Annotated in this window: 20 protein-coding genes; 8 read left to right on the forward strand and 12 right to left on the reverse strand. The window is 66.8% G+C overall.

Translation table 11 applies throughout. From position 1 onward, the window contains the following. The first annotated feature begins 3 nt into the window (after positions 1–3). The 3 genes from B7X65_RS06935 to B7X65_RS06945 all read left to right on the forward strand — a co-directional run bounded on the left by B7X65_RS06935 (position 4) and on the right by B7X65_RS06945 (position 2,925). Positions 4–1,266: a DUF4010 domain-containing protein gene (locus B7X65_RS06935; protein WP_293593566.1), complete on the forward strand. Its 1,263-nt coding sequence runs from the start codon at positions 4–6 to the stop codon at positions 1,264–1,266. A gap of 148 nt (positions 1,267–1,414) precedes the next feature. After that, entirely contained in the window at positions 1,415–2,245 is an 831-nt protein-coding gene (locus tag B7X65_RS06940) for a DUF3014 domain-containing protein (RefSeq protein WP_293593567.1), read from the forward strand. Between the two features lie 23 nt (positions 2,246–2,268). Further along, on the forward strand, positions 2,269–2,925 hold the full coding sequence (locus B7X65_RS06945; RefSeq protein ID WP_293593568.1) for a DNA-3-methyladenine glycosylase I: 657 nt from the start codon (positions 2,269–2,271) through the stop codon (positions 2,923–2,925). Positions 2,926–2,998: 73 nt separating this feature from the next. Here B7X65_RS06945 and B7X65_RS06950 read toward each other — a convergent pair whose 3' ends face one another. The 3 genes from B7X65_RS06950 to B7X65_RS06960 form a co-directional block, all read right to left on the reverse strand. Next, a complete protein-coding gene (locus B7X65_RS06950; RefSeq protein ID WP_293593569.1) occupies positions 2,999–4,411 on the reverse strand; it encodes an MATE family efflux transporter in 1,413 nt (470 codons plus the stop codon). Positions 4,412–4,530: 119 nt separating this feature from the next. Beyond that, positions 4,531–5,781: an MFS transporter gene (locus B7X65_RS06955; protein ID WP_293593570.1), complete on the reverse strand. Its 1,251-nt coding sequence runs from the start codon at positions 5,779–5,781 to the stop codon at positions 4,531–4,533. Beyond that, positions 5,774–6,259, reverse strand: a complete 486-nt coding sequence (locus B7X65_RS06960) for a MarR family winged helix-turn-helix transcriptional regulator (protein ID WP_293593571.1) — start codon at positions 6,257–6,259, stop codon at positions 5,774–5,776. Before B7X65_RS06960 ends, B7X65_RS06955 begins: the two co-directional genes overlap by 8 nt. 48 nt (positions 6,260–6,307) lie before the next feature. Between B7X65_RS06960 and B7X65_RS06965 the strand changes: the two genes are divergently transcribed. Further along, the gene (locus B7X65_RS06965) at positions 6,308–6,862 is read left to right on the forward strand and encodes a PaaI family thioesterase (RefSeq protein ID WP_293593572.1); all 555 of its coding nucleotides are present in this window, start codon (positions 6,308–6,310) and stop codon (positions 6,860–6,862) included. 21 nt (positions 6,863–6,883) lie between these two features. Here the strand turns inward: B7X65_RS06965 and B7X65_RS06970 are convergent, their stop codons facing one another. Then, entirely contained in the window at positions 6,884–7,630 is a 747-nt protein-coding gene (locus B7X65_RS06970; RefSeq protein WP_293593573.1) for a transglutaminase family protein, read from the reverse strand. 128 nt (positions 7,631–7,758) lie between these two features. Here B7X65_RS06970 and gloA point away from each other — a divergent pair, with 128 nt between their 5' ends. Continuing rightward, the gene (gene gloA / locus B7X65_RS06975) at positions 7,759–8,172 is read left to right on the forward strand and encodes a lactoylglutathione lyase (RefSeq protein ID WP_293593574.1); all 414 of its coding nucleotides are present in this window, start codon (positions 7,759–7,761) and stop codon (positions 8,170–8,172) included. Between the two features lie 670 nt (positions 8,173–8,842). On the opposite strand, the gene eda is transcribed toward gloA, so the two are convergent. The 3 genes from eda to B7X65_RS06990 all read right to left on the reverse strand — a co-directional run bounded on the left by eda (position 8,843) and on the right by B7X65_RS06990 (position 12,046). Then, positions 8,843–9,499, reverse strand: a complete 657-nt coding sequence (eda, locus tag B7X65_RS06980) for a bifunctional 4-hydroxy-2-oxoglutarate aldolase/2-dehydro-3-deoxy-phosphogluconate aldolase (RefSeq protein ID WP_293594094.1) — start codon at positions 9,497–9,499, stop codon at positions 8,843–8,845. After that, the gene (gene edd / locus B7X65_RS06985; protein ID WP_293593575.1) at positions 9,496–11,316 is read right to left on the reverse strand and encodes a phosphogluconate dehydratase; all 1,821 of its coding nucleotides are present in this window, start codon (positions 11,314–11,316) and stop codon (positions 9,496–9,498) included. Before edd ends, eda begins: the two co-directional genes overlap by 4 nt. Before the next feature lie 169 nt (positions 11,317–11,485). After that, complete coding sequence (locus B7X65_RS06990) at positions 11,486–12,046, reverse strand: OmpA family protein (protein ID WP_293593576.1); 561 nt, start codon at positions 12,044–12,046, stop codon at positions 11,486–11,488. Between the two features lie 153 nt (positions 12,047–12,199). Between B7X65_RS06990 and B7X65_RS06995 the strand changes: the two genes are divergently transcribed. Together B7X65_RS06995 and B7X65_RS07000 are read left to right on the forward strand one after the other, a co-directional pair. Further along, a complete protein-coding gene (locus B7X65_RS06995) occupies positions 12,200–12,763 on the forward strand; it encodes a gamma-glutamylcyclotransferase (protein WP_293594095.1) in 564 nt (187 codons plus the stop codon). A gap of 57 nt (positions 12,764–12,820) precedes the next feature. After that, positions 12,821–13,330 (forward strand): superoxide dismutase family protein, encoded by a 510-nt coding sequence (locus B7X65_RS07000; RefSeq protein WP_293593577.1) that lies wholly within the window; start codon positions 12,821–12,823, stop codon positions 13,328–13,330. A 103-nt stretch (positions 13,331–13,433) separates the two neighbouring features. Here the strand turns inward: B7X65_RS07000 and B7X65_RS07005 are convergent, their stop codons facing one another. After that, positions 13,434–14,012 carry a nucleotidyltransferase family protein gene (locus B7X65_RS07005; RefSeq protein ID WP_293593578.1) on the reverse strand — a complete coding sequence of 193 codons (579 nt, stop codon included), beginning with the start codon at positions 14,010–14,012 and terminating at the stop codon, positions 13,434–13,436. Positions 14,013–14,035: 23 nt separating this feature from the next. Here B7X65_RS07005 and pdxH point away from each other — a divergent pair, with 23 nt between their 5' ends. Continuing rightward, a complete protein-coding gene (gene pdxH / locus B7X65_RS07010) occupies positions 14,036–14,683 on the forward strand; it encodes a pyridoxamine 5'-phosphate oxidase (protein ID WP_293593579.1) in 648 nt (215 codons plus the stop codon). Positions 14,684–14,701: 18 nt separating this feature from the next. On the opposite strand, the gene folK is transcribed toward pdxH, so the two are convergent. The 4 genes from folK to hda all read right to left on the reverse strand — a co-directional run bounded on the left by folK (position 14,702) and on the right by hda (position 18,271). Next, positions 14,702–15,220: a 2-amino-4-hydroxy-6-hydroxymethyldihydropteridine diphosphokinase gene (folK, locus tag B7X65_RS07015; RefSeq protein ID WP_293593580.1), complete on the reverse strand. Its 519-nt coding sequence runs from the start codon at positions 15,218–15,220 to the stop codon at positions 14,702–14,704. Positions 15,221–15,231: 11 nt separating this feature from the next. Next, positions 15,232–16,836: a polynucleotide adenylyltransferase PcnB gene (pcnB, locus tag B7X65_RS07020; protein WP_293593581.1), complete on the reverse strand. Its 1,605-nt coding sequence runs from the start codon at positions 16,834–16,836 to the stop codon at positions 15,232–15,234. A 62-nt stretch (positions 16,837–16,898) separates the two neighbouring features. Then, positions 16,899–17,588: an HAD family phosphatase gene (locus B7X65_RS07025; protein WP_293593582.1), complete on the reverse strand. Its 690-nt coding sequence runs from the start codon at positions 17,586–17,588 to the stop codon at positions 16,899–16,901. Beyond that, the gene (gene hda / locus B7X65_RS07030; protein ID WP_293593583.1) at positions 17,585–18,271 is read right to left on the reverse strand and encodes a DnaA regulatory inactivator Hda; all 687 of its coding nucleotides are present in this window, start codon (positions 18,269–18,271) and stop codon (positions 17,585–17,587) included. Before hda ends, B7X65_RS07025 begins: the two co-directional genes overlap by 4 nt. Positions 18,272–18,372 lie beyond the last annotated feature (101 nt).

Genomic DNA, 18,372 nt, shown 5'->3' on the forward strand with positions numbered 1-18,372 from the left:
GCCATGCCTTCCCTGCCTGACTTCTCCACCCTGCTCGGCCTGAGTGTGGCGTTGGGCATCGGCCTGCTGGTCGGCGCTGAACGCGAACGCCGCAAAGGCAGCGGGCCGACGCGCGGCGCGGCCGGCATACGCACTTTTGCGGTGGCCTCGGTGCTGGGCGCCGTTGGGGTGTTGCTGGGCGGCGGCCTGTTGCTGGCGGCTGTCGCCCTGGTCATCGGCGCCCTGGCCGTCGTGTCCTACCAGCGCACCCGGGAGCGCGACCCGGGCATGACCACCGAGATCGCCCTGCTGCTGACCTGCCTGCTCGGCGGGCTGGCGATGCGCAACGCGGCCCTGGCCGCCGGTGTGGGCGCAGCGCTGGCGGCGCTGCTGGCGGCACGCAACGGCCTTCACCATTTTGTGCGCGGCGTGCTGACCGAGCGTGAGTTGCATGATGCCCTGCTGTTTTCAGCGGCGGCCCTGATCGCCCTGCCGCTGGCCCCGGACCGGTTCATGGGTCCTTTCGATGCCGTCAACCCCCATGCCATCACCCGCCTGGTGGTGCTGGTGATGGCCATCAGTGCGCTCGGTTATGTGGCGACGCGCGCACTGGGTCCGCGTTACGGCCTGCCACTGGCCGGGTTCGCGGCGGGCTTCATTTCGAGCACCGCCACCATCCATGCCATGGGCACACGTGCGGCCAGGGCCAAAACCCAGGCGGACGGGGCCATCGCCGGTGCGGTGCTCTCCAGCCTGGCCACCATGGTGCAGCTGGCGGTCGTGGTGGCTGCGGTGCAACCGGCGCTGCTCGACGCGCTGAGGTGGCCGCTGGTTCTCGGCGGTCTGGCGGCATGCGCCTACAGCCTGCTGTTCTTCCCGCGGGGAGCACTGGCGGCCCAAGCAGCCACCGGCCGTCCGGAACCACAGGACCTGGGCCGGGCCTTCGACCTCAAGACCGCGCTGGCATTTGCCGCCATCGTCGGTGTCGTGCTGGTGGTGTCGGCCGCGCTCAGCGCCTGGCTGGGCGCACCCGGCGCCCTGCTGGCGGCCGCAGTCACCGGGCTGGTCGATGCCCACGCAACCGCCGCCTCGGTCGCGTCGCTGGTGGCGTCCGGCAAACTGTCGCCGGACGCCGCGCTGTGGCCCATCCTCGCCGGTCTGAGCACCAATTCGCTGATGAAGGCCGTTGTGGCCTTCCACGCCGGGGGTGCCGCGTATGCGGCGCGTATCGTGCCGGGGCTGGTGCTGATGATCGCGGCGGTCTGGCTCGGTGTCTGGTTGCCATAAGGCCACATCCCGAAAACCCTGACCCGCGCCATGCCTTGTGCGCGTGTTAAGGTGAAAACATGGTCAAGCAATCCACACCGCGCCCGGACCTGCCGGCGCTTCAACCCCAGCCGCAGCACCCGCGTGTTGCGTACGCCCCAGGTCCGCGATGAGCACACGCTCACGCCTCTTGTTCGCTGCCGTCCTTGTGGCCGCGCTGGCCGCCGCCGCCCTGTGGTGGAGCTCGCGGACCCCGGCGCCCGCGCCGGCCGCCGCACCGGTGGCCGCAGCGCCTGCCCTGCCTGAGCCGGCCCAGGCCCCGGTGGACGAGCCGGCGCCGCCGATCCTGCACCCGGTCGCGCCACCCGCCGCGGAGCCGCCCCTGGCGGCCTCGGGCATAGGCGCGGCGCTGACCGCCTTGCTGGGCCAGCCGGCCATGGCCACCTTTTTCCAGGTCGAGGACTTCCCGCGCCGCTTTGTGGCCACCGTGGACACCCTCGGCCGCGCCCACGCGCCGCCGCTGCTCTGGCCGGTACAGCCGACAGCGGGCCGCTTCACGGTCGAGGAGCCCGCCGGCGGCGGCAGCTTCATCGCCGCAGACAACAGCCTGCGTTATGCGCCGCTGGTGGCCCTGGCCGACAGCGTCTCGCCGGCGCGGGCGGTGGGGTTGTACATCCACATGTACCCGCTGCTGCAACAGGCCTATGAAGAACTGGGTTACCCCAAGCGTTATTTCAACGACAGGCTGATCGCGGTGATCGACCAGTTGCTCGCCACGCCGGAGCCGGCCGGCCCGGTGCCGGTGCGGCTGACAGAGGTCAAGGGACCGATCGCCCCGGTGCGGCCGTGGGTGCGTTACGAGTTCGCTGATCCGGCGCTGGAGTCGCTGTCGGCGGGGCAAAAAATCATGCTGCGTGTCGGTCCGGCCCATGAACGCCGGCTCAAGGCCAAACTGGTTGCCCTTCGCCAGGAACTGCTGCTGCGTACCAAAACGCCCTGAGCGGGGCCCAGTCCCTGACTGCCATGCCTGCCGCCACCTCCCTGCCCGCCGACGCACCCGGCCTGTTCACCGAAGCGGGCGGCGACACCCGCTGCGCCTGGTGCCAGGCCACGCCGCTGTACCGCCACTACCACGACACCGAATGGGGCTTTCCAGTCGCCGATGAACGCAGGCTGTTTGAAAAGATCTGCCTCGAAGGTTTTCAGGCCGGCCTGAGCTGGCTGACCATCCTGAACAAGCGCGAAGCCTTTCGCAGCGCGTTCGCCAACTTCGATGCCGAACAGGTGGCGCGTTTTGATGCCGCCGATGTCCAGCGCCTGCTAGCCGATGCAGGCATCGTGCGCCACGCCGGCAAGATCGCATCAAGCATCAACAACGCACGGCGTGTCCTGGAGCTGCGCCGCGAGTTCGGCTCGCTGGCCGCCTATGTCTGGCGGCTGGAGCCCGACGCCGCCAGCCGGCCCAAACACATCACGCTGGAAGCCGTGCGCGCCCTGCCCCATTCGCCCGCCTCGGCGGCGCTGTCCAAAGACCTGAAGAAACGCGGCTGGACCTTTGTCGGTCCAACCACGATGTACGCCTTCATGCAGGCCATGGGCCTGGTCAACGACCACCTCGAAGGTTGCGCCAGCCGCGCGCAGGCGCTGGCGGCACGCGCGGCCTTCACGCCACCGGTTTGAAGGCGACAGTCATTTGCTACTGAATACATAGCTGCTTGCGCCCGTGGTTATTGGGCTGGAGGCCTTTTTCTTTTCAAACCCCGGCTGATGGAATTCTTTTCAGCAGCCCCGCCGTGCTGCGCGGCCAGCCGATGCCGCCAAACCAGGCGCCGCCGGCCACCGCCCAGGCATTGAGCACGCCGTAGATCACCAGCGCCACCGCCTGGGCAAGAAAAACCCCGGCCAGGCCACCGTCCCAACGCAGGGCCAGCCAGCCGCCGGCGAGGGCCACCGCCAGCCGCGCCAGGTTGCCGAGCACCGGCCAGAGCAGCCGCCCGGCCCCCTGCGACGCAAAGTACAGCGCGAGGCCGAGCCCGAAAAAGCCATACACCGGCCCCACCACCCGCAGGTAGGCGCTGCCAGCTTCGATCATGGCCGGATCGCTGTTGAACAGTGAGAGCCAGGCCTTGGGAAACGCCGCGGCCCACAGGCCGATGGCTTCGGTCATCACGAAGGCCATGCCCGCGCCTATCCAGGTCGCGTGCAGCGCGCGTTCGCGCTGGCCCGCACCCATGCAGGTGCCCACCATCGCGACCAGCGGCGCACCGAAACCGAAGACCAGCGGCACCAGCAGATACTCCAGCCGCGAGGCCGTGCCGTAGCCGGCAATCGCTGCGGTGCCGAAACTACCGACCAGCGCGGTGGTGATGCCTATGGCCAGGTTGGTGGCGACCGTGGACACCGTGCCGACCAGGCCGACACGCAGGATGTCCTTGAACAGCGGCCAACGAAAACGGATGTGTGCGAGCGACGGGCGCAACAGGCTTTTCGGCGACCACAGGTAGGCCGCCAGCACCAGGCTGCCCACCAGGTAATAGGCCAGCAGCGCAATGGCCCCGCCGGCAATGCCCAGCGCGGGCAGCGGACCCCAACCGAAGATCAGCAGCGGCGACAGCGGCAACAACACCAGCGCACCCAGCACCGTGACATTGGCCGGCACCGCCATGTTGCCGGTGCCGCGGATCACCGCCGACAGTGTGTTGAAAATCCACACCAGCGCCGCGCCGGCAAACACCCAGTTGGAATACACCATGGCCGCCTCCAGCGCGCCACCGGTGCCGCCCATGCGGGCATACAGCCAGCGCCCGCCGCCCAGCACCGCCACCGTGAACAGCAGCGCGAACACGGCGGCAATCACGATGGCGTGCAGCACCAGCGCATCGGCATCGCCCTTGCGCCGTGCGCCGAGGGCGCGGGCAATCGCCGAAGCGATGCCACCGCCCATGGCGCCGGCCGAGGTCATCTGCATCAGCATCACCACCGGAAACACCAGGGCCATGCCGGCCAGCGCGTCGGTGCCGAGTTTGCCAACGAAGTAAGTTTCAATCAGCCCGACACCGGCCTGCGCGAGCATGACCAGCACATTGGGGGCGGCCAGGCGCAGCAGGGTGGGCGCAATCGGCGCTTCGAGCAGCAGCCGCGTGCGTGGGTCAAGACCAGCCCCCACGCTCCCCACTGCGTGTGGTTCGCTGCCCCCCGAGGGGGCGCTGCGCCTGCGGCCCGGCAGAGCCGGTTCCGCGGCCCCTGCTTGACTTGAAGAGGCTGTACTCGACGCATTGGCGCTGTTCATGTTGCAGCCCTGCTTGCACGCGGCAACTTGGCCTCACGGATCGGCAGGTTCACGAGGGCGGCACCCGCGGCCAGCACGATGTCGATGTACCAGACCCAGTCGTAGCTGCCGGTGGCTTCAAAGACATAACCACCGAGGAAGGCGCCGAAAAAGCCGCCGATCTGGTGCGCCAGCATCACGATGCCGAACAGCATGGCCATGTTGGCCGTGCCGAACATCTTGGCCACCAGGCCCGCGGTCGGCGGAACCGTCGAGAGAAAGGTCACGCCCATGACGGCGGCAAACACCAGCATCACCGCCGGTGTTTTCGGCGCCAGCAAAAAGATCAGTACCGCGATGCCGCGCGTCGCGTACAGCAGCGCCAGTAGCGACTTCATGCGCCAACGGCCCACGGCCCAGCCCATGGCGAGGCTGCCGACGATGTTGAACAGGCCGATCATGGCCAGTGCCCAGCCGCCGATCTCCGGCGGCAGGCCGCAGGCAGCCACCACACCCGGCAGGTGCGTGGCCAGAAAGGCGACGTGGAATCCGCAGACGAAAAACCCCAGGCTCAGGTATCGGTAACTGGGCGTGGCCAACGCCTGGCGAATCGCCTGGCGGGCGCTCAGTGCTTTCTTGCCGGAGGCTGCCGCGGCCTGTGCTGCCAGGGCGTTCGAGTTGCCCTGGAGCACCCACACCGCCGGCAGCGCCAGCAGGATCAGCACGCCCAACCACTGCATCGCGTTGGCCCAGCCGACGGTCGCCGTCAGGCCAATCGCGATCGGCGCCATCGCAAACTGGCCGAAGGAGCCGCCCGCATTGACGATGCCGCTGGCAAAGCCGCGTTTTTCCAGCGGCACCAGGCGTGCGGTCGCCGCCATCAGCACCGACGGGCCAGCCATGCCCGCACCACCCGCGGCGAGCACACCAATGGCAAATATCAGGCCCGCCGTGCTGGTCATCAGCGGCGTGAGGATGGTGCCTGTGGCCACCAGCAACACGCCCAGAAAAATCACGCGGCCGGTGCCGATGCGGTCGGCCACGGCGCCGGCAAAAGGCTGGGTCAACCCCCACCACAACTGGCCAAACGCAAAGGCCAGGCTGATGCTGCCTATGCCCAGCGCGGTCGAGGTATTGAGCGCCGACAGGAACAGGCCCATGGTCTGTCGCACGCCCATGGTCAGCGCAAAGGTGCCGGCCGCGGCCAGCAGCACCAGCCACAGCGCGACATGCCGCCTGGCAGACGAGGAAGAGGAAGGTTTATTCATCATCGGCTCCGGATCCGGTTTCAACGGGGGACAGCAGCTCCAGCGACTCATTGATCAGGCCATGCAGCGCCAGCACGCGCTGCGCGCCCAGCAGGTGGTTCAAGCCCTCCTGCGCCACCTTCCAGCGATGGCGGGCCTCCTCGCGTTTGGCACGGCCCGCCGGTGTGATGGCCACACTGCGGCTGCGTGCATCGGTGCCAGCGGTCAGTTCGATCCAGCCGGCATCGATCAGGGGTTTGAGATTGCGCGTCAGGGTGGAGGCGCTGACCTTCATGCTTTGCGCCAGCTCGCCGGGACGCAGGGGGCCGAGCTTGAGAACATGGGACAGCAGCGAATACTGGGTGGTCTTCAGGCCCGACTTCGCCATCTCGAGGTCGTAATAGGTGGCGACACGCCGCATCAGCTGGCGCAGCTTCAGGTTGGTGCAACCCAGGGCTTTCAGGTCGGCCTGGGTGGCGGCAGCGGTTTTTCTGGACATGTGATAATTGTAGCTACAATTATTGCAGGTGCAATCAAAGGAGAAACAATGACCCCGGAAGAAACATTGGCGTTATGGAACGAGGAGCGCAACGCCGTCGTCGAGCGCATGCTGGCCGGCGGCGGCAAACCGGGCCTGGCCCATCCGTCCATGGTGGCCGGCAAGAGCGGGCTGGAGATCATGCAGGCCATGTTGGCCGGCGAGCTGCCCTTTCCGCACATTGCCGACACACTCGATTTTTCGCTGGTGGAGGTCGGCCCCGGCAAAGCGGTGTTCCAGGGCACGCCGCAGCTCAAGCATTACAACCCGCTGGGCACGGTGCATGGCGGCTGGTACGCCACGCTGCTGGACTCGGCGCTGGGCTGCGCTGTGCACACCATGATGCCGGCCGGCCGCGCCTACACCACGGCGGAACTCGGCGTCAACATCGTGCGGGCCGCGTCCCATAAAACCGGACCGCTGCGTGCGATCGGCACGGTCATCCATTGCGGCCGGCAAATGGCCACGGCCGAAGCCCGCATCATCGGGCCGGACGGCAAGCTGTATGCCCACGCCACCACCACCTGCCTGGTGTTTGAGGTGCCGCCGCCAAAAGCGGCCTGAACTTCGGACGGGAAGGTATTCCTAGGCGGGCTGCCCTGCCGCCCCGGGCTGGGTCCGGACCTGCTCCACACGCCGGTTCACCAGCGCGGCGGCGAGCATCCATTTGGCCCGCGTCAGCCAGCCGAGCTCCAGCTCCGCATGGTCCTTGCTGCTGTAGAAATGCTCGGGATCGTGCGCCACGCCCCAGTCATGCAGCGGCAGGCTGGCCGGGTCGGAAACGTTGTACTGCGCATGCGCGGCATGCCGGCCATCCCAGAAATGCATGCCCCGGACGTGGATGCCGTAGCCCACCAGACAGCCGGTCTGGCTCAGCAACTCTGCAGCCTGCGCCTCCAGCAGGGAGTCCGTCACATAGGTGTCGGTCTGTATCCAGCGCGCGTCCAGGTAAACCTCCGCCACGGCATGGGTGATGGTGCTCTGCGGCACATCGATGATGCCCTTGAGAAACCCGCTGGAGAGGGTCACGAAACGCAGCCGGGCGGGCACGCCGACCGAACGCAGCATGGCTACAAACAGCGTGCCCTTGGTGTGGCAGTCGCCGCGTCCCGCCTTGAGCACGGCCGCCGCCGGTACATGGTCAAAACCGGCCACGCAACCAAAAGGCAGCGACTTGACGAAGTCATGAAGGGCCACGGCCTTCCGGGTTGGCGTGGTCGCCAGCTGCGTGATGCGCATGGCCTGGATACGGAGTTTGGGATCATCAAGATCGAGCAGGCGGGTGGAGCACAGCCAGTCATGAGGCTGATCAGTCGTGGAAGACAGGGGCATGAATGAGGGGCGCTGCGTAAATAGCTGGCCAGTATATCGCCCGGAAAACCGTGAATTTCCCCCGTTGTGTTGGGGGGTTCTGGATTGCCGGACAATGCCAACACCTGTTCAAAAGGAAGAGAAACACGATGAGACTCCTGCACACCATGCTGCGCGTTGGCAAGCTGCAACGCTCGATTGATTTCTACACCCAGGTGCTCGGCATGACGCTGCTGCGCACGTCGGAAAACCCGGAATACAAATACAGCCTGGCCTTTGTCGGCTACGAGGGCGGCAATCCGGGCCAGGCCGAGATCGAACTGACCTGGAACTGGGACACCGACAGCTACGAGATGGGCACCGCCTATGGTCATATTGCACTGGGCGTTCCCGACGCCTACGCGGCCTGCGAAAAAATCAAGGCAGCTGGCGGCAACGTGACGCGCGAGGCCGGGCCGGTCAAGGGCGGCACAACCGTGATTGCGTTTGTCACCGATCCGGATGGCTACAAGATCGAGTTGATTGAGCGCAAGAACGATACGGGTGGTGCGGGGCTGCGCTGAGGGCATTGCATCTCTGGCGTCCTGGCACCCGGGGATCGCCGGCTTCACGCCGCGACTGCGGTTCGCCCAAGGCAGTAGGAGCGACTCCCCACTCCCTCCCCTATCCCGTCCCTCGCCTCGCTGGGCGATGGAGGGGGACTTCATTTGGCCGCGTGTGCTGCGCTCGCGTGCAAACATGACTGCTGCGTAAGAACGACGTGACGCGCTGCGCGCGTCACGTCCCCCGCATACGATCCCGACCCCGGTCCTGCATTCGATTCCCCCACCCGTCGGGCTGGGCCGAGGAGCGCAGCCGAAAGCGGATCAGGACGAGCGATTGTCTGAGCGAAGCGAGTTCGAGCTCGGCCCCGCTTTCGGCGAGCACCGGAGGTTTCCCGTAGCGAAGCGGAGGGACCCAGACCATCGGGTCGCCTTTTCTTTGACCCAGACCATCGGGTCGCCTTTTCTTTTGCTTACTTTTCTTTTGGCGACGCAAAAGAAAAGTGAGTTGCCGCCGGGCAACCCCCGGCTTGCCGGCAGACCACGACAGCAAGAACAACGCAGGTGATCCACGAACATGGATCCCGGATCAAGTCCGGGATGACAGGGCCGGAAAAGCAGGCGCTATGAATTCAATAGCTGCATACGCCCGAATCCATTGGGCCAACACACGATTCTTCTCGAGTCGAAATCAACCCGCTTGCCGCGGCAACTCACTGGCGTGCCGGGCCAGCTCCGTCACGCGGCCCCAATCGCCGCGCGCCAGCGCATCGGCCGGCACCAGCCAGGAGCCGCCGACACACACCACGTTGGGCAGTGCCAGAAACTCGGCCGCGTTCGCTGCCGTGATGCCGCCGGTGGGACAGAACGTCACGTCACCAAACGGGCCGCTCCAGGCCTTGAGCATGGCCAGCCCGCCGGCCTGCAGGGCCGGGAAAAACTTGAGTTCGGTGAACCCGTCTTCCTGCGCCGCCATGATTTCGCTGCCCGTGGCCACGCCGGGCAACAGCGGCAGGTGCGCATCGCGGCAGGCCGCGCCCACCGCATGCGTGTAGCCCGGGCTGACGATAAAACGCGCGCCGGCCATCGCGCAGGCCTGCACGTCGGCCGCACTGCGCGCCGTGCCGGCGCCGACCACGGCTTCGGGCACATCACGCGCAATCGCTTCGATGCAGGCCAGCGCCTGCGGCGTGCGCAGGGTCACTTCCAGCATGCGTATCCCGCCAGCCACCAGCGCTCGCGCCAGCGGCACGGCGTGCGCCACATCGGTCAGCACAATCACCGGAATGACCGCCGCATCCTGCATCACCTGCAGGGCCGTCAGCGGGCCCTGGATATCGATACTCACATCCACGATAACGCTCCTTCTTCGGCCGTCAGCGCGTGCCGGCGCATGCCGGCAAACAGTTCGCGCCCCAGACCCTGACCATTGGCATCACGCAGCGCCTGCGGCATGACCGCGGTCGGCCGCGCCGCCCATTCGTCGGCTGTGATCCTGACCTCCAGCGTGCCGGTGAACGCGTCGACTCGCACCACATCGCCATCACGCACTTTCGCCAGCGGGCCGCCGGCCGCCGCTTCCGGTGACACATGGATGGCCGCCGGCACCTTGCCCGAGGCGCCGCTCATGCGCCCATCGGTCACCAGCGCCACCTTGAACCCCTTGCCCTGCAACACCGCCAGCGGTGGCGTGAGTTTGTGCAGCTCGGGCATGCCGTTGGCCTGCGGGCCCTGCCAGCGCACCACACAGACCACGTCGCGGTCCAGTTCACCGGCACGGAAAGCCACATGCAGGTCCTCCTGCGAATCAAACACGCGTGCCGGCGCCTCGATGACATGGCGGTCGTCGGGCACGGCCGAGACCTTGATCACGCTGCGGCCCAGGTTGCCCTGCAGCAGCTTGAGGCCGCCGGTGGCGCTGAAAGGCGCGCTGGCCGGCCGCACGATGGCCTCGTCTTTCGTCGCGCCCATCTCGTGCCAGGCCAGCTTGTCGCCGTCCATGGCCGGCTCACGGGTGTATTCGCGGATGCCACCTGCGCGCACGGTAAGCACGTCCTCGTGCATGAAGCCGGCATCGAGCAGTTCACGGATCACGAAACCCGTGCCGCCGGCCGCCTGGAACTGGTTCACGTCGGCGCTGCCGTTGGGATAGACATGGGTCAACAGCGGCACCACCGCGGACAAGGCGGAAAAATCGTCCCAGTCGATCAGGATGCCGGCCGAACGCGCCACTGCCACCCAGTGGATCAGGTGATTGGTGGAGCCGCCGGTGGCCAGCAGCGCGACCATGGCGTTGACGATGGCCTTTTCATCGACGATTTTCCCGATGGGCGAAAAACGTTTCGAGGATTTCACGATGCCCAACACGGTACGCGCCGCCTCGCGCGTGAGTTCGTCGCGCAGGTCGCCGCCGGGGTTCACAAACGCAGTGCCGGGCACGTGCAGGCCCATGGCTTCAAGCAGCATCTGATTGCTGTTGGCCGTGCCGTAAAAGGTGCAGGTGCCGGGGCTGTGGTAACTCTTGAGCTCCGCCTCGAGCAATTCCGCGCGCCCGACCAGACCCTGCGCGGCCTGCTCGCGCACGCGGGCTTTTTCCTTGTTGGGCAGGCCGGACGGCATGGGGCCGGCCGGCACAAACACCATGGGCAGGTGGCCGAAATGCAGCGCGCCTATCAGCAGGCCCGGCACGATCTTGTCGCACACGCCCAGCATCAGCGCCGCATCGAACATGTCATGGCTCAGGGAGACGGCGGTTGCCATGGCAATCACATCGCGGCTGAACAGGCTGAGCTCCATGCCCGGCGTGCCCTGCGTGACACCGTCACACATGGCCGGCACACCGCCGGCGACCTGGGCGGTGGCGCCATGCAGGCGCGCTTCCCACTTGATCAGGTCCGGATACGGCTGCAGCGGCGTGTGCGCCGACAACATGTCGTTGTAGGCGGTCACGATGCCGATGTTGGGCGCGCGCTGCGTGACCACCTTGAAGCGGTCGTCCAGCGGCATGCCGGCCACCGCGTGCGCGATGTTGCCGCAACCCATGCGGTCAACACTGATGGCCCGGGTGGCCGCGCCGTCCAGGCGCTGGAGGTAGGCGCTGCGCGTCGCCCGGCTGCGCTCGCGAATGCGCGCGGTGACGTCGGCGACGGTGGAATGAAGGGTCATGGGGGGTGTGGGCCAAGCAGGTGGCTGAAGATGAGTCGGTAACTTTATTACGCTGCTCATCGTACTTGTTTACCCCACCTTTGGAAAGGCGCGGGTTACAGACCGGGTACCACGCAGGGACAAGAGGCGCGGGTAGCGCGGCCCCTGAGCGCGCCCCTGGCGTCCCGCCCTATTGCAAGGTGATCTCGACCCGGCGCGCCTCGGCGTCGCTGCCCGAGCCCGCCACCTGCTCGGGTTTTTGCAGCGTGATCTGGCTGGCTGTCACACCCGCTGCTGTCAGCGCATCGCGGACCGCCAGTGCGCGCTGGCGGGCCAGTTCAACATTGGCTGCGGCATTGCCCTTGGGGTCGTGAAAACCCGCAATGACCACCTTCTTGCCGGTTTTAGCTGCCCTGACCACATCGACCAGCACCGCGCCGGCACCAGGCGCCAGATCGGCCTTGCCCGACGCAAAATAAAATTTCACCACCCCGTATTCCACCGTGATGCTGGCGGCATCCGACACGGCCTGTGCCGATGGCGCTGTTGCCGGCGCAGCGGCACTGGCAGGCGCAGCCGGCACCGGCGCGGCCAGCACAGGCAACGCGGCGGCGCCTGCCACGGCGGGCAAGGCCGGCGCACCCCGGCGCTGCAGCGCGGCGCCTATCACCAACGCGATCACGAGGGCAATGATGGCAAAAACAAGGCCCAGGACCGGGCCCAGCTGTTCATCATCCGATGAGGAAGACATGGATAAAACTCCGTGAAACTGCACAGGCTGCGGCGCCTGTGCCGGCCGCAAAAAATAACCGGCTGCTTCGCCGGTGAGAGCCGGTCATTGTAAAGTGTGACTGTGGAAACTCCCCCGCACCATGACCTGTCCGCCCTGCGTGATCCGGCGCCCATGCTGGAGCGTTTTCTGCACCAGTGGGGCGGCCGAGAGGACCTCTGGATTTTCGGCTACGCGTCGCTGATCTGGCGGCCCGATTTCGACTTTGCCGAACTGCGGCGCGCGCGGGTGCACGGCTGGCACCGGGCGCTGAAGATGTGGAGCCGCATCAACCGCGGCACGCCCGAGTGCCCGGGGCTGGTGTTTGCGCTGCTCTCGGGCGGCAGCTGCCACGGCGTGGTCTACCGTGTGCCGCGCCACGAAGTGCCGGACGTGGTGGCCAGGCTCTGGCTGCGCGAGATGGCCATGGGCGTGTATGACCCGCGCTCTCTGCGTTGCAACACCGACAAGGGGCCGGTCCAGGCGCTGGCCTTCACCCTCTCACGGCGCAGCCCCAGCTTCACCGGCGAACTCAGCGAGGCGCGTTACCGGCAGATTTTCTCCAGCGCCTGCGGGTGTTACGGCACCACACACGACTACGCACGCCAGACGCTGGAAAGCCTGCGCAGCCACGGCATTTCGGATGCCACCCTGGCCCGGCTGCTCAACTTGGCATCCTGTCCTACTTCGCAGGCCTGACGCATGGCCTAGAGTCAAGCCGTGCCCGCTTCGTCCACTGTAAAAAAGGAGTTCCACATGGTTTCCAGAATGCTTTTGATTGCGGCCGCCGCCCTGCTTGGCGCCTGTGCCAGCACCCCCAGCGGCCCACGCGCCACCGCGCAGTTGCAGCCCACCACCGGCAACACCACCAGCGGCAGCGTCAGTTTTGTCCAGAAGGGCAAAAAGGTTCTGGTGAGCGGCGAAATCCGTGGCCTCAAGCCGAATGCGGAACACGGTTTTCATGTGCACGAAAAAGGCGACTGCTCCAGCGGCGACGGCATGAGCGCGGGCGGGCACTTCAACCCCACCGGCGCGCCGCATGGCAGCCACGGCATGGGCATGCACCACACCGGCGACCTGCCCAGCCTGAAAGCCGATGCCGGCGGTGTCGCCCGCTTCAACTTTGAATCAGGCTCTCTGGCTGTCGGTAGCGGCGTGACCGACGTCGTGGGCCGCGGCCTGATTGTTCACCGCGACCCCGATGACTACAAAACCCAGCCGACCGGCAACGCCGGCCCGCGGCTGGCTTGTGCGGTAATACGTTAGCCCCCACGGTCGCTCACTGCGTGTAGCTCCCTGCCCCCCGATGGGGCCGCTGCGCCTGCGGGCCGGCAAAGCCGGACCCGCGGCCCCTGCTTGATTAGGGAAATCAACGCGCGGCGAGCAGTGCTTCGGCGCGCGCCAGGTCGTCCACGGTATCGACATCGGTCACGATGCCGACATCGTCAAGCGCTAGGACCGCTACTGAATTCATAGCTTCCTGCGCCCGCACTACGGGCGCTGCGCCCTGATTTCCCGTTAATCCCAGCAAACCGTCCCGGCACGCCGCGGCAAAGCCGACCGGGTGGCCGCGCGCGCCCTGGTACAGCGGAATCACCACCGCGTGTTGCGCCAGCGCCCGGGCCACGGCCCGCAACGTGTCGCTGCGCACCAGCGGCAGGTCGCCCGGCAGCACCAGCCAGCCCGTGGCATCCGGCGTGGCACGCACCGCCGCCGCAATCGAGTCACCCATGCCCGGATGCCCGGCGTCCTCAAGGTGCCAGGGCAGGCCGCTGGCGATCACTGCGTCCAGCGTGTGCTGCAGCACCGGCTTGCCGGCCAGCAGGGCCTGCAGCTTGTGGGTGTGGCCGCCGGACGCGATGAAACGTTCCCCGCGGCCCGAGGCCAGCACGATGACGGTGGGCAGCGCAAGAGGCGGGGGGGAGACGGGCGATGAAGACAAGGACATGGTGGACTACCTATACTTCCAGTATGTCAGAGCCTACCCAACACATCGCCAGCCTGCGCAAAAGCTACGAACGCGCCGAACTCAACGAAGAGGCCTCGCATGCCGACCCGCTGCAGCAATTTGACCAGTGGATCAAGGAAGCCATCGCGGCCGAGGTGCCCGAGCCCAATGCGATGACGGTGGCCACGGTGGCCGCCAACGGACGTCCTTCGACCCGCGTCGTGCTGATCAAAGGGTATGACGAGCGCGGCATTGTCTGGTACACCAATTACGAGAGCCGCAAGGGCCAGGAGCTGGCCGCCAACCCCTTCGCCGCGTTGCAGTTTCACTGGGTCGAGCTCGAGCGCGTGGTGCGCATCGAAGGTCGGGTCGAAAAAGTGTCCGCCGAGGAAAGCGACGAGTACTTCCACAGCCGGCCGCTGGATTCGCGCATCGGCGCCTGGGCCAGCCCGCAAAGCCAGGTGATCTCCGGCCGCAGCGTGCTGGTGGCCAATGCGGCGAAGTACGGCGCGAAATTCCTGCTGCAGCCGCCACGGCCGCCGCACTGGGGTGGCTACCGGCTCAAGCCCGACAACTGGCAGTTCTGGCAGGGCCGCAAAAGCCGGTTGCATGACCGGCTGCGCTACACCCAGGTCGAGGCGGGCTGGCTGCGCGAGCGCCTGGCGCCCTGAAACGGGTCGCCTCAGGCCTCAAGCGTCCAGACGCTGGATCGCCTGATCCGCCACCGCCTCGAGCTGCGCCTGCGGCACCAGCGCCGGCGCAATTTCCGCCAGCGGCACCAGCACAAACGCGCGCTGATGCATGCGCGGATGCGGCACGGTGAGGCGGGCTGAATCGATGCGGCCGCTGCCGTACAAAAGAAGATCGAGATCCAGCGTGCGCGGTGCGTTGCGGTAGGACCGCTCGCGGCCGGCGGCCTGTTCCAGGGCCTGCAGCTGGCGCAGCAGCTCGGGCGCGCTCAGGGCGGTCTGCACTTCCACCACGGCATTGATGTAGTCGCCGCCGGCAGCCGGGCCGGGCGTGTCGCCTGCGTCAGCCAGCGGCGCGGTCCGGTACAGGCTGGAGCGGCGGCTCACCCGGGTCAGCGGCAGGCCCGCCAGGGCATCCATGGCCGACCGCACCGCCGCGGCGGCGTCACCGAGGTTGGCGCCCAGCGCGACATAAGCCGTGACACCATCGGACCGCTCAGGGCGCAGGGCCGTCCCCATGGCCGGCTGACTTAGAAGTCGGTCGGGGTGTCGGAAGCCGGACCTGTCGATGCAGCCGAGCCGCCTTCGCGGTTGGCCGGCTTGCGGCGGCGCCTGCGCTTTTTGGCGGGCGCGGGTTCACCGGATTCGCCGGCTTCGGGCGCAGGTGCCGGGCCATGGCCGGCATCGTCGCTGCGCGGCGCGTCACCTTCGGCGCGCTTGACGCGGGTGCGCGGCGGCTGCGGCTTTTTCGACTGTTCGAGCCTGGCCTGCTCGATCATCTCGTGGCGCTCGTCGTCGTAGGCGGTGCTGAATTTCTCCCACCACTCGGACAGCTCGGGTTCGATCTCGCCGGTCTGCGCGCGCAGGCGCAGGAAGTCAAAGCCCGCGCGAAAGCGTGGCTGCTCCAGCAGCGAATAAGGCGAGCTGCCGGTGCGTTTTTCAAAACGCGGCTGCATGGTCCAGATTTCGCGCATGTCGGTGCCCAGCTTGCCGCGACCCGACACATCGCCAATCTTCGCGTTGAAGGCATCGTCGATCGCGTCCTGCAGCGCGGGCATGGTGTTCTCTCCGCGCTTGAGGCGCCGGGCCCAGCCTTCGCGCACATCGGCCCAGAGCACGCAGGACAGCAGAAAACTTGGCGCAACCGGCTTGCCTTCGGCCACGCGGCGGTCGGTGTCGAGCAGCGCCAGCTGCAGGAAGGGCTCTTCCGACGTATCCACCACCACATCGAGCAGGGGATAGATGCCGGTGTTCAGGCCCAGGAACTTGAGTTGCTCGATGCTGGCCAGCGAGTGGCCGGTTTGCAGCAGCTTGAGCATTTCGTCGAACAGGCGCGACTGCGGTACATCGGCCAGCAGGCCTTTCATCTCGCGCAGCGGCGCCACGGTCTTTTCTTCAAACTTGAAGCCCAGATCGCTGAGCTTGGCGGCAAAACGCACGGCGCGGATGATGCGCACCGGGTCTTCGCGGTAACGCGTGGCCGGATCGCCAATCATGCGGATGATTTTTTTCTTCGCGTCGCGGATGCCGTGGTGGTAGTCGACCACGATCTGCGTCTCCGGGTCGTAATACATGGCGTTGATGGTGAAGTCGCGCCGCGCGGCGTCTTCTTCCATCGGGCCCCAGACGTTGTCGCGCAGCACGCGGCCGGAGGCGTCCACGGCGTGTTTCATGCCGGCGAGTTCGCTCTTGCTGGTGCGCTCGTTGCCGCCGACCTGCTCGGCCAGGCTGCTGTCCAGATGCGCGCGGAAGGTCGAGACCTCGATCACCTCGTGTTCGCGGCCGCGGCCGTAAATCACATGCACGATGCGAAAGCGCCGGCCGATGATGAAGGCGCGGCGGAACAGCGATTTGACCTGCTCGGGCGTGGCATCGGTGGCCACATCGAAGTCCTTGGGACGCAGGCCGACCAGCAGGTCGCGCACCGCACCGCCGACGATGAAGGCCTCGTAGCCGGCCCGCTTGAGGGTGTGCACCACGTCCATCGCGCGCTCATCGACCAGCTTGGGGTTGATCGCATGGTCCTGGGGACCGACTTCGCGGCGCTCCCCGAAAACTGATTTTTTGGACCGGGTGGCACCGCTGGCGGGACTGGCGGACTTGCCAAACAGCTTGTCGATAAATTTTTTGATCATGGAATCAGGAGATTTTGCCGGACAGACCGCGCTTGCAGGGCAAGGCCGGCCGTCCACGGCAGTTAGAACAGCTCAAGTATGCGCCATCCGCGCTCGGTGGCAATCGCCCGCAGGCGCTCGTCGGGGTTGGTGGCCACCGGGTGGGTGACTTTTTCCAGCAAAGGCAGATCGTTCATGGAATCGCTGTAAAAAGTGCTTTCCACCGCCTCCCAGTGCAGCCCGCGGTCGGCCAGCCATTGCTGGACCCGGGCTACCTTGCCTTCCCGGAAAGACGGGGTGCCGCGGATTTCACCGGTCAGCTGGCCGGCGGCGTCGCGCTCGAGTTCCACCGCAATCAGCTCGGTCACCCCGAACGCCTCGGCGATGGGCCGGGTCACGAATTCGTTGGTGGCGGTGACGATCACGGTGTCGTCCCCTGCCGCCTGGTGGCCGCGGACCAGATCCAGCGCCGTGGCTTGTATGCCTTTTTGCACGATTTCGCCCATGAAACGGGCGTGAGCAGCTATTGATTTTGTAGCGCCCTGCTCCCGGATGGCCTGGGTGGCAAAACGCACGTAGTCATGGATGTCGAGCGTTCCGGCCTGGTAGTGGGCAAAAAACTCGGCGTTGCGGCGCTTGAACTCGTGGCCCTCGCACCAGCCCAGTGCAATCGTGAACTCGCCCCACTCGTAGTCGGAATCGATGGGAATCAGCGTGTGGTCGAGGTCGAACAGGGCGATGCGCCGTTTTGCGGCGCCAGGGCGTGATGTCACAGGGTCTCCAGCATGGATTTGATCAGCGGAATGGTGATCGCGCGTTGCGTCTGCAGCGCGTAGGCGTCGAGCTGGTCCAGCAGCTGCATCAGGTTGCCGAGGTCGCGCGAGAAGCGGCTCAGGATGAAATCCATGGCCTCGTCGCTGAGGAACACGCCACGCGCGTCGGCCTCCTGGCGCAGCACCGCACGGCGTTCCGTCTCGGTCAGGGCCTGCAGCGCAAACACATGGCCCCAGCCCAGGCGCGTGCGCAGATCCTCGCGCAGGGCCAGATCGGCCGGCGGCGCGTTGCCAGCCGCCAGCACCCAGCGCGGGTGGCCGTCGGCGGCATTGAGGGCATTGACGAACCAGTTGAAGGCCGCCTGCTGCTGCACCGCGGTGTACAGGTGGCAGTCGTCCATGATCACCGCCGCCCATTTTTCATTGAATTCGGGCGGCTCCAGCATGGAGGCATCGAGCCAGCCCACCGACGCGCCCTGCTCGCGCAGCGCCTCGCTGACGGCCTTGAGCAGGTGGGTCTTGCCGCTGCCGGGCTCCCCCCACAGGTAGGTCGGCACCGGGGAGCGCAGGCTGTTGCCGGCCCACAGTTCCAGGTGCCGGAGCGCCGCCTCGTTGGGGCCGGCAAAAAAATTGGCGAACGACGGTGGCGATGCCAGCCCGATGTCCAGTGCGATCTGTTTCATCTTTGCAACCCTCGGGCGAGGCTCGAACGTGGCGAAAATCTCCCCTTCAAGCAGGGGCTGCGGAACCGGCTTTGCCGGGCCGCAGGCGCAGCGGCCCCTCC

Origin of the sequence: Polaromonas sp. 39-63-25 (assembly GCF_002278925.1) — a bacterium.
Classification (GTDB): Bacteria; Pseudomonadota; Gammaproteobacteria; order Burkholderiales; family Burkholderiaceae_C; genus Polaromonas.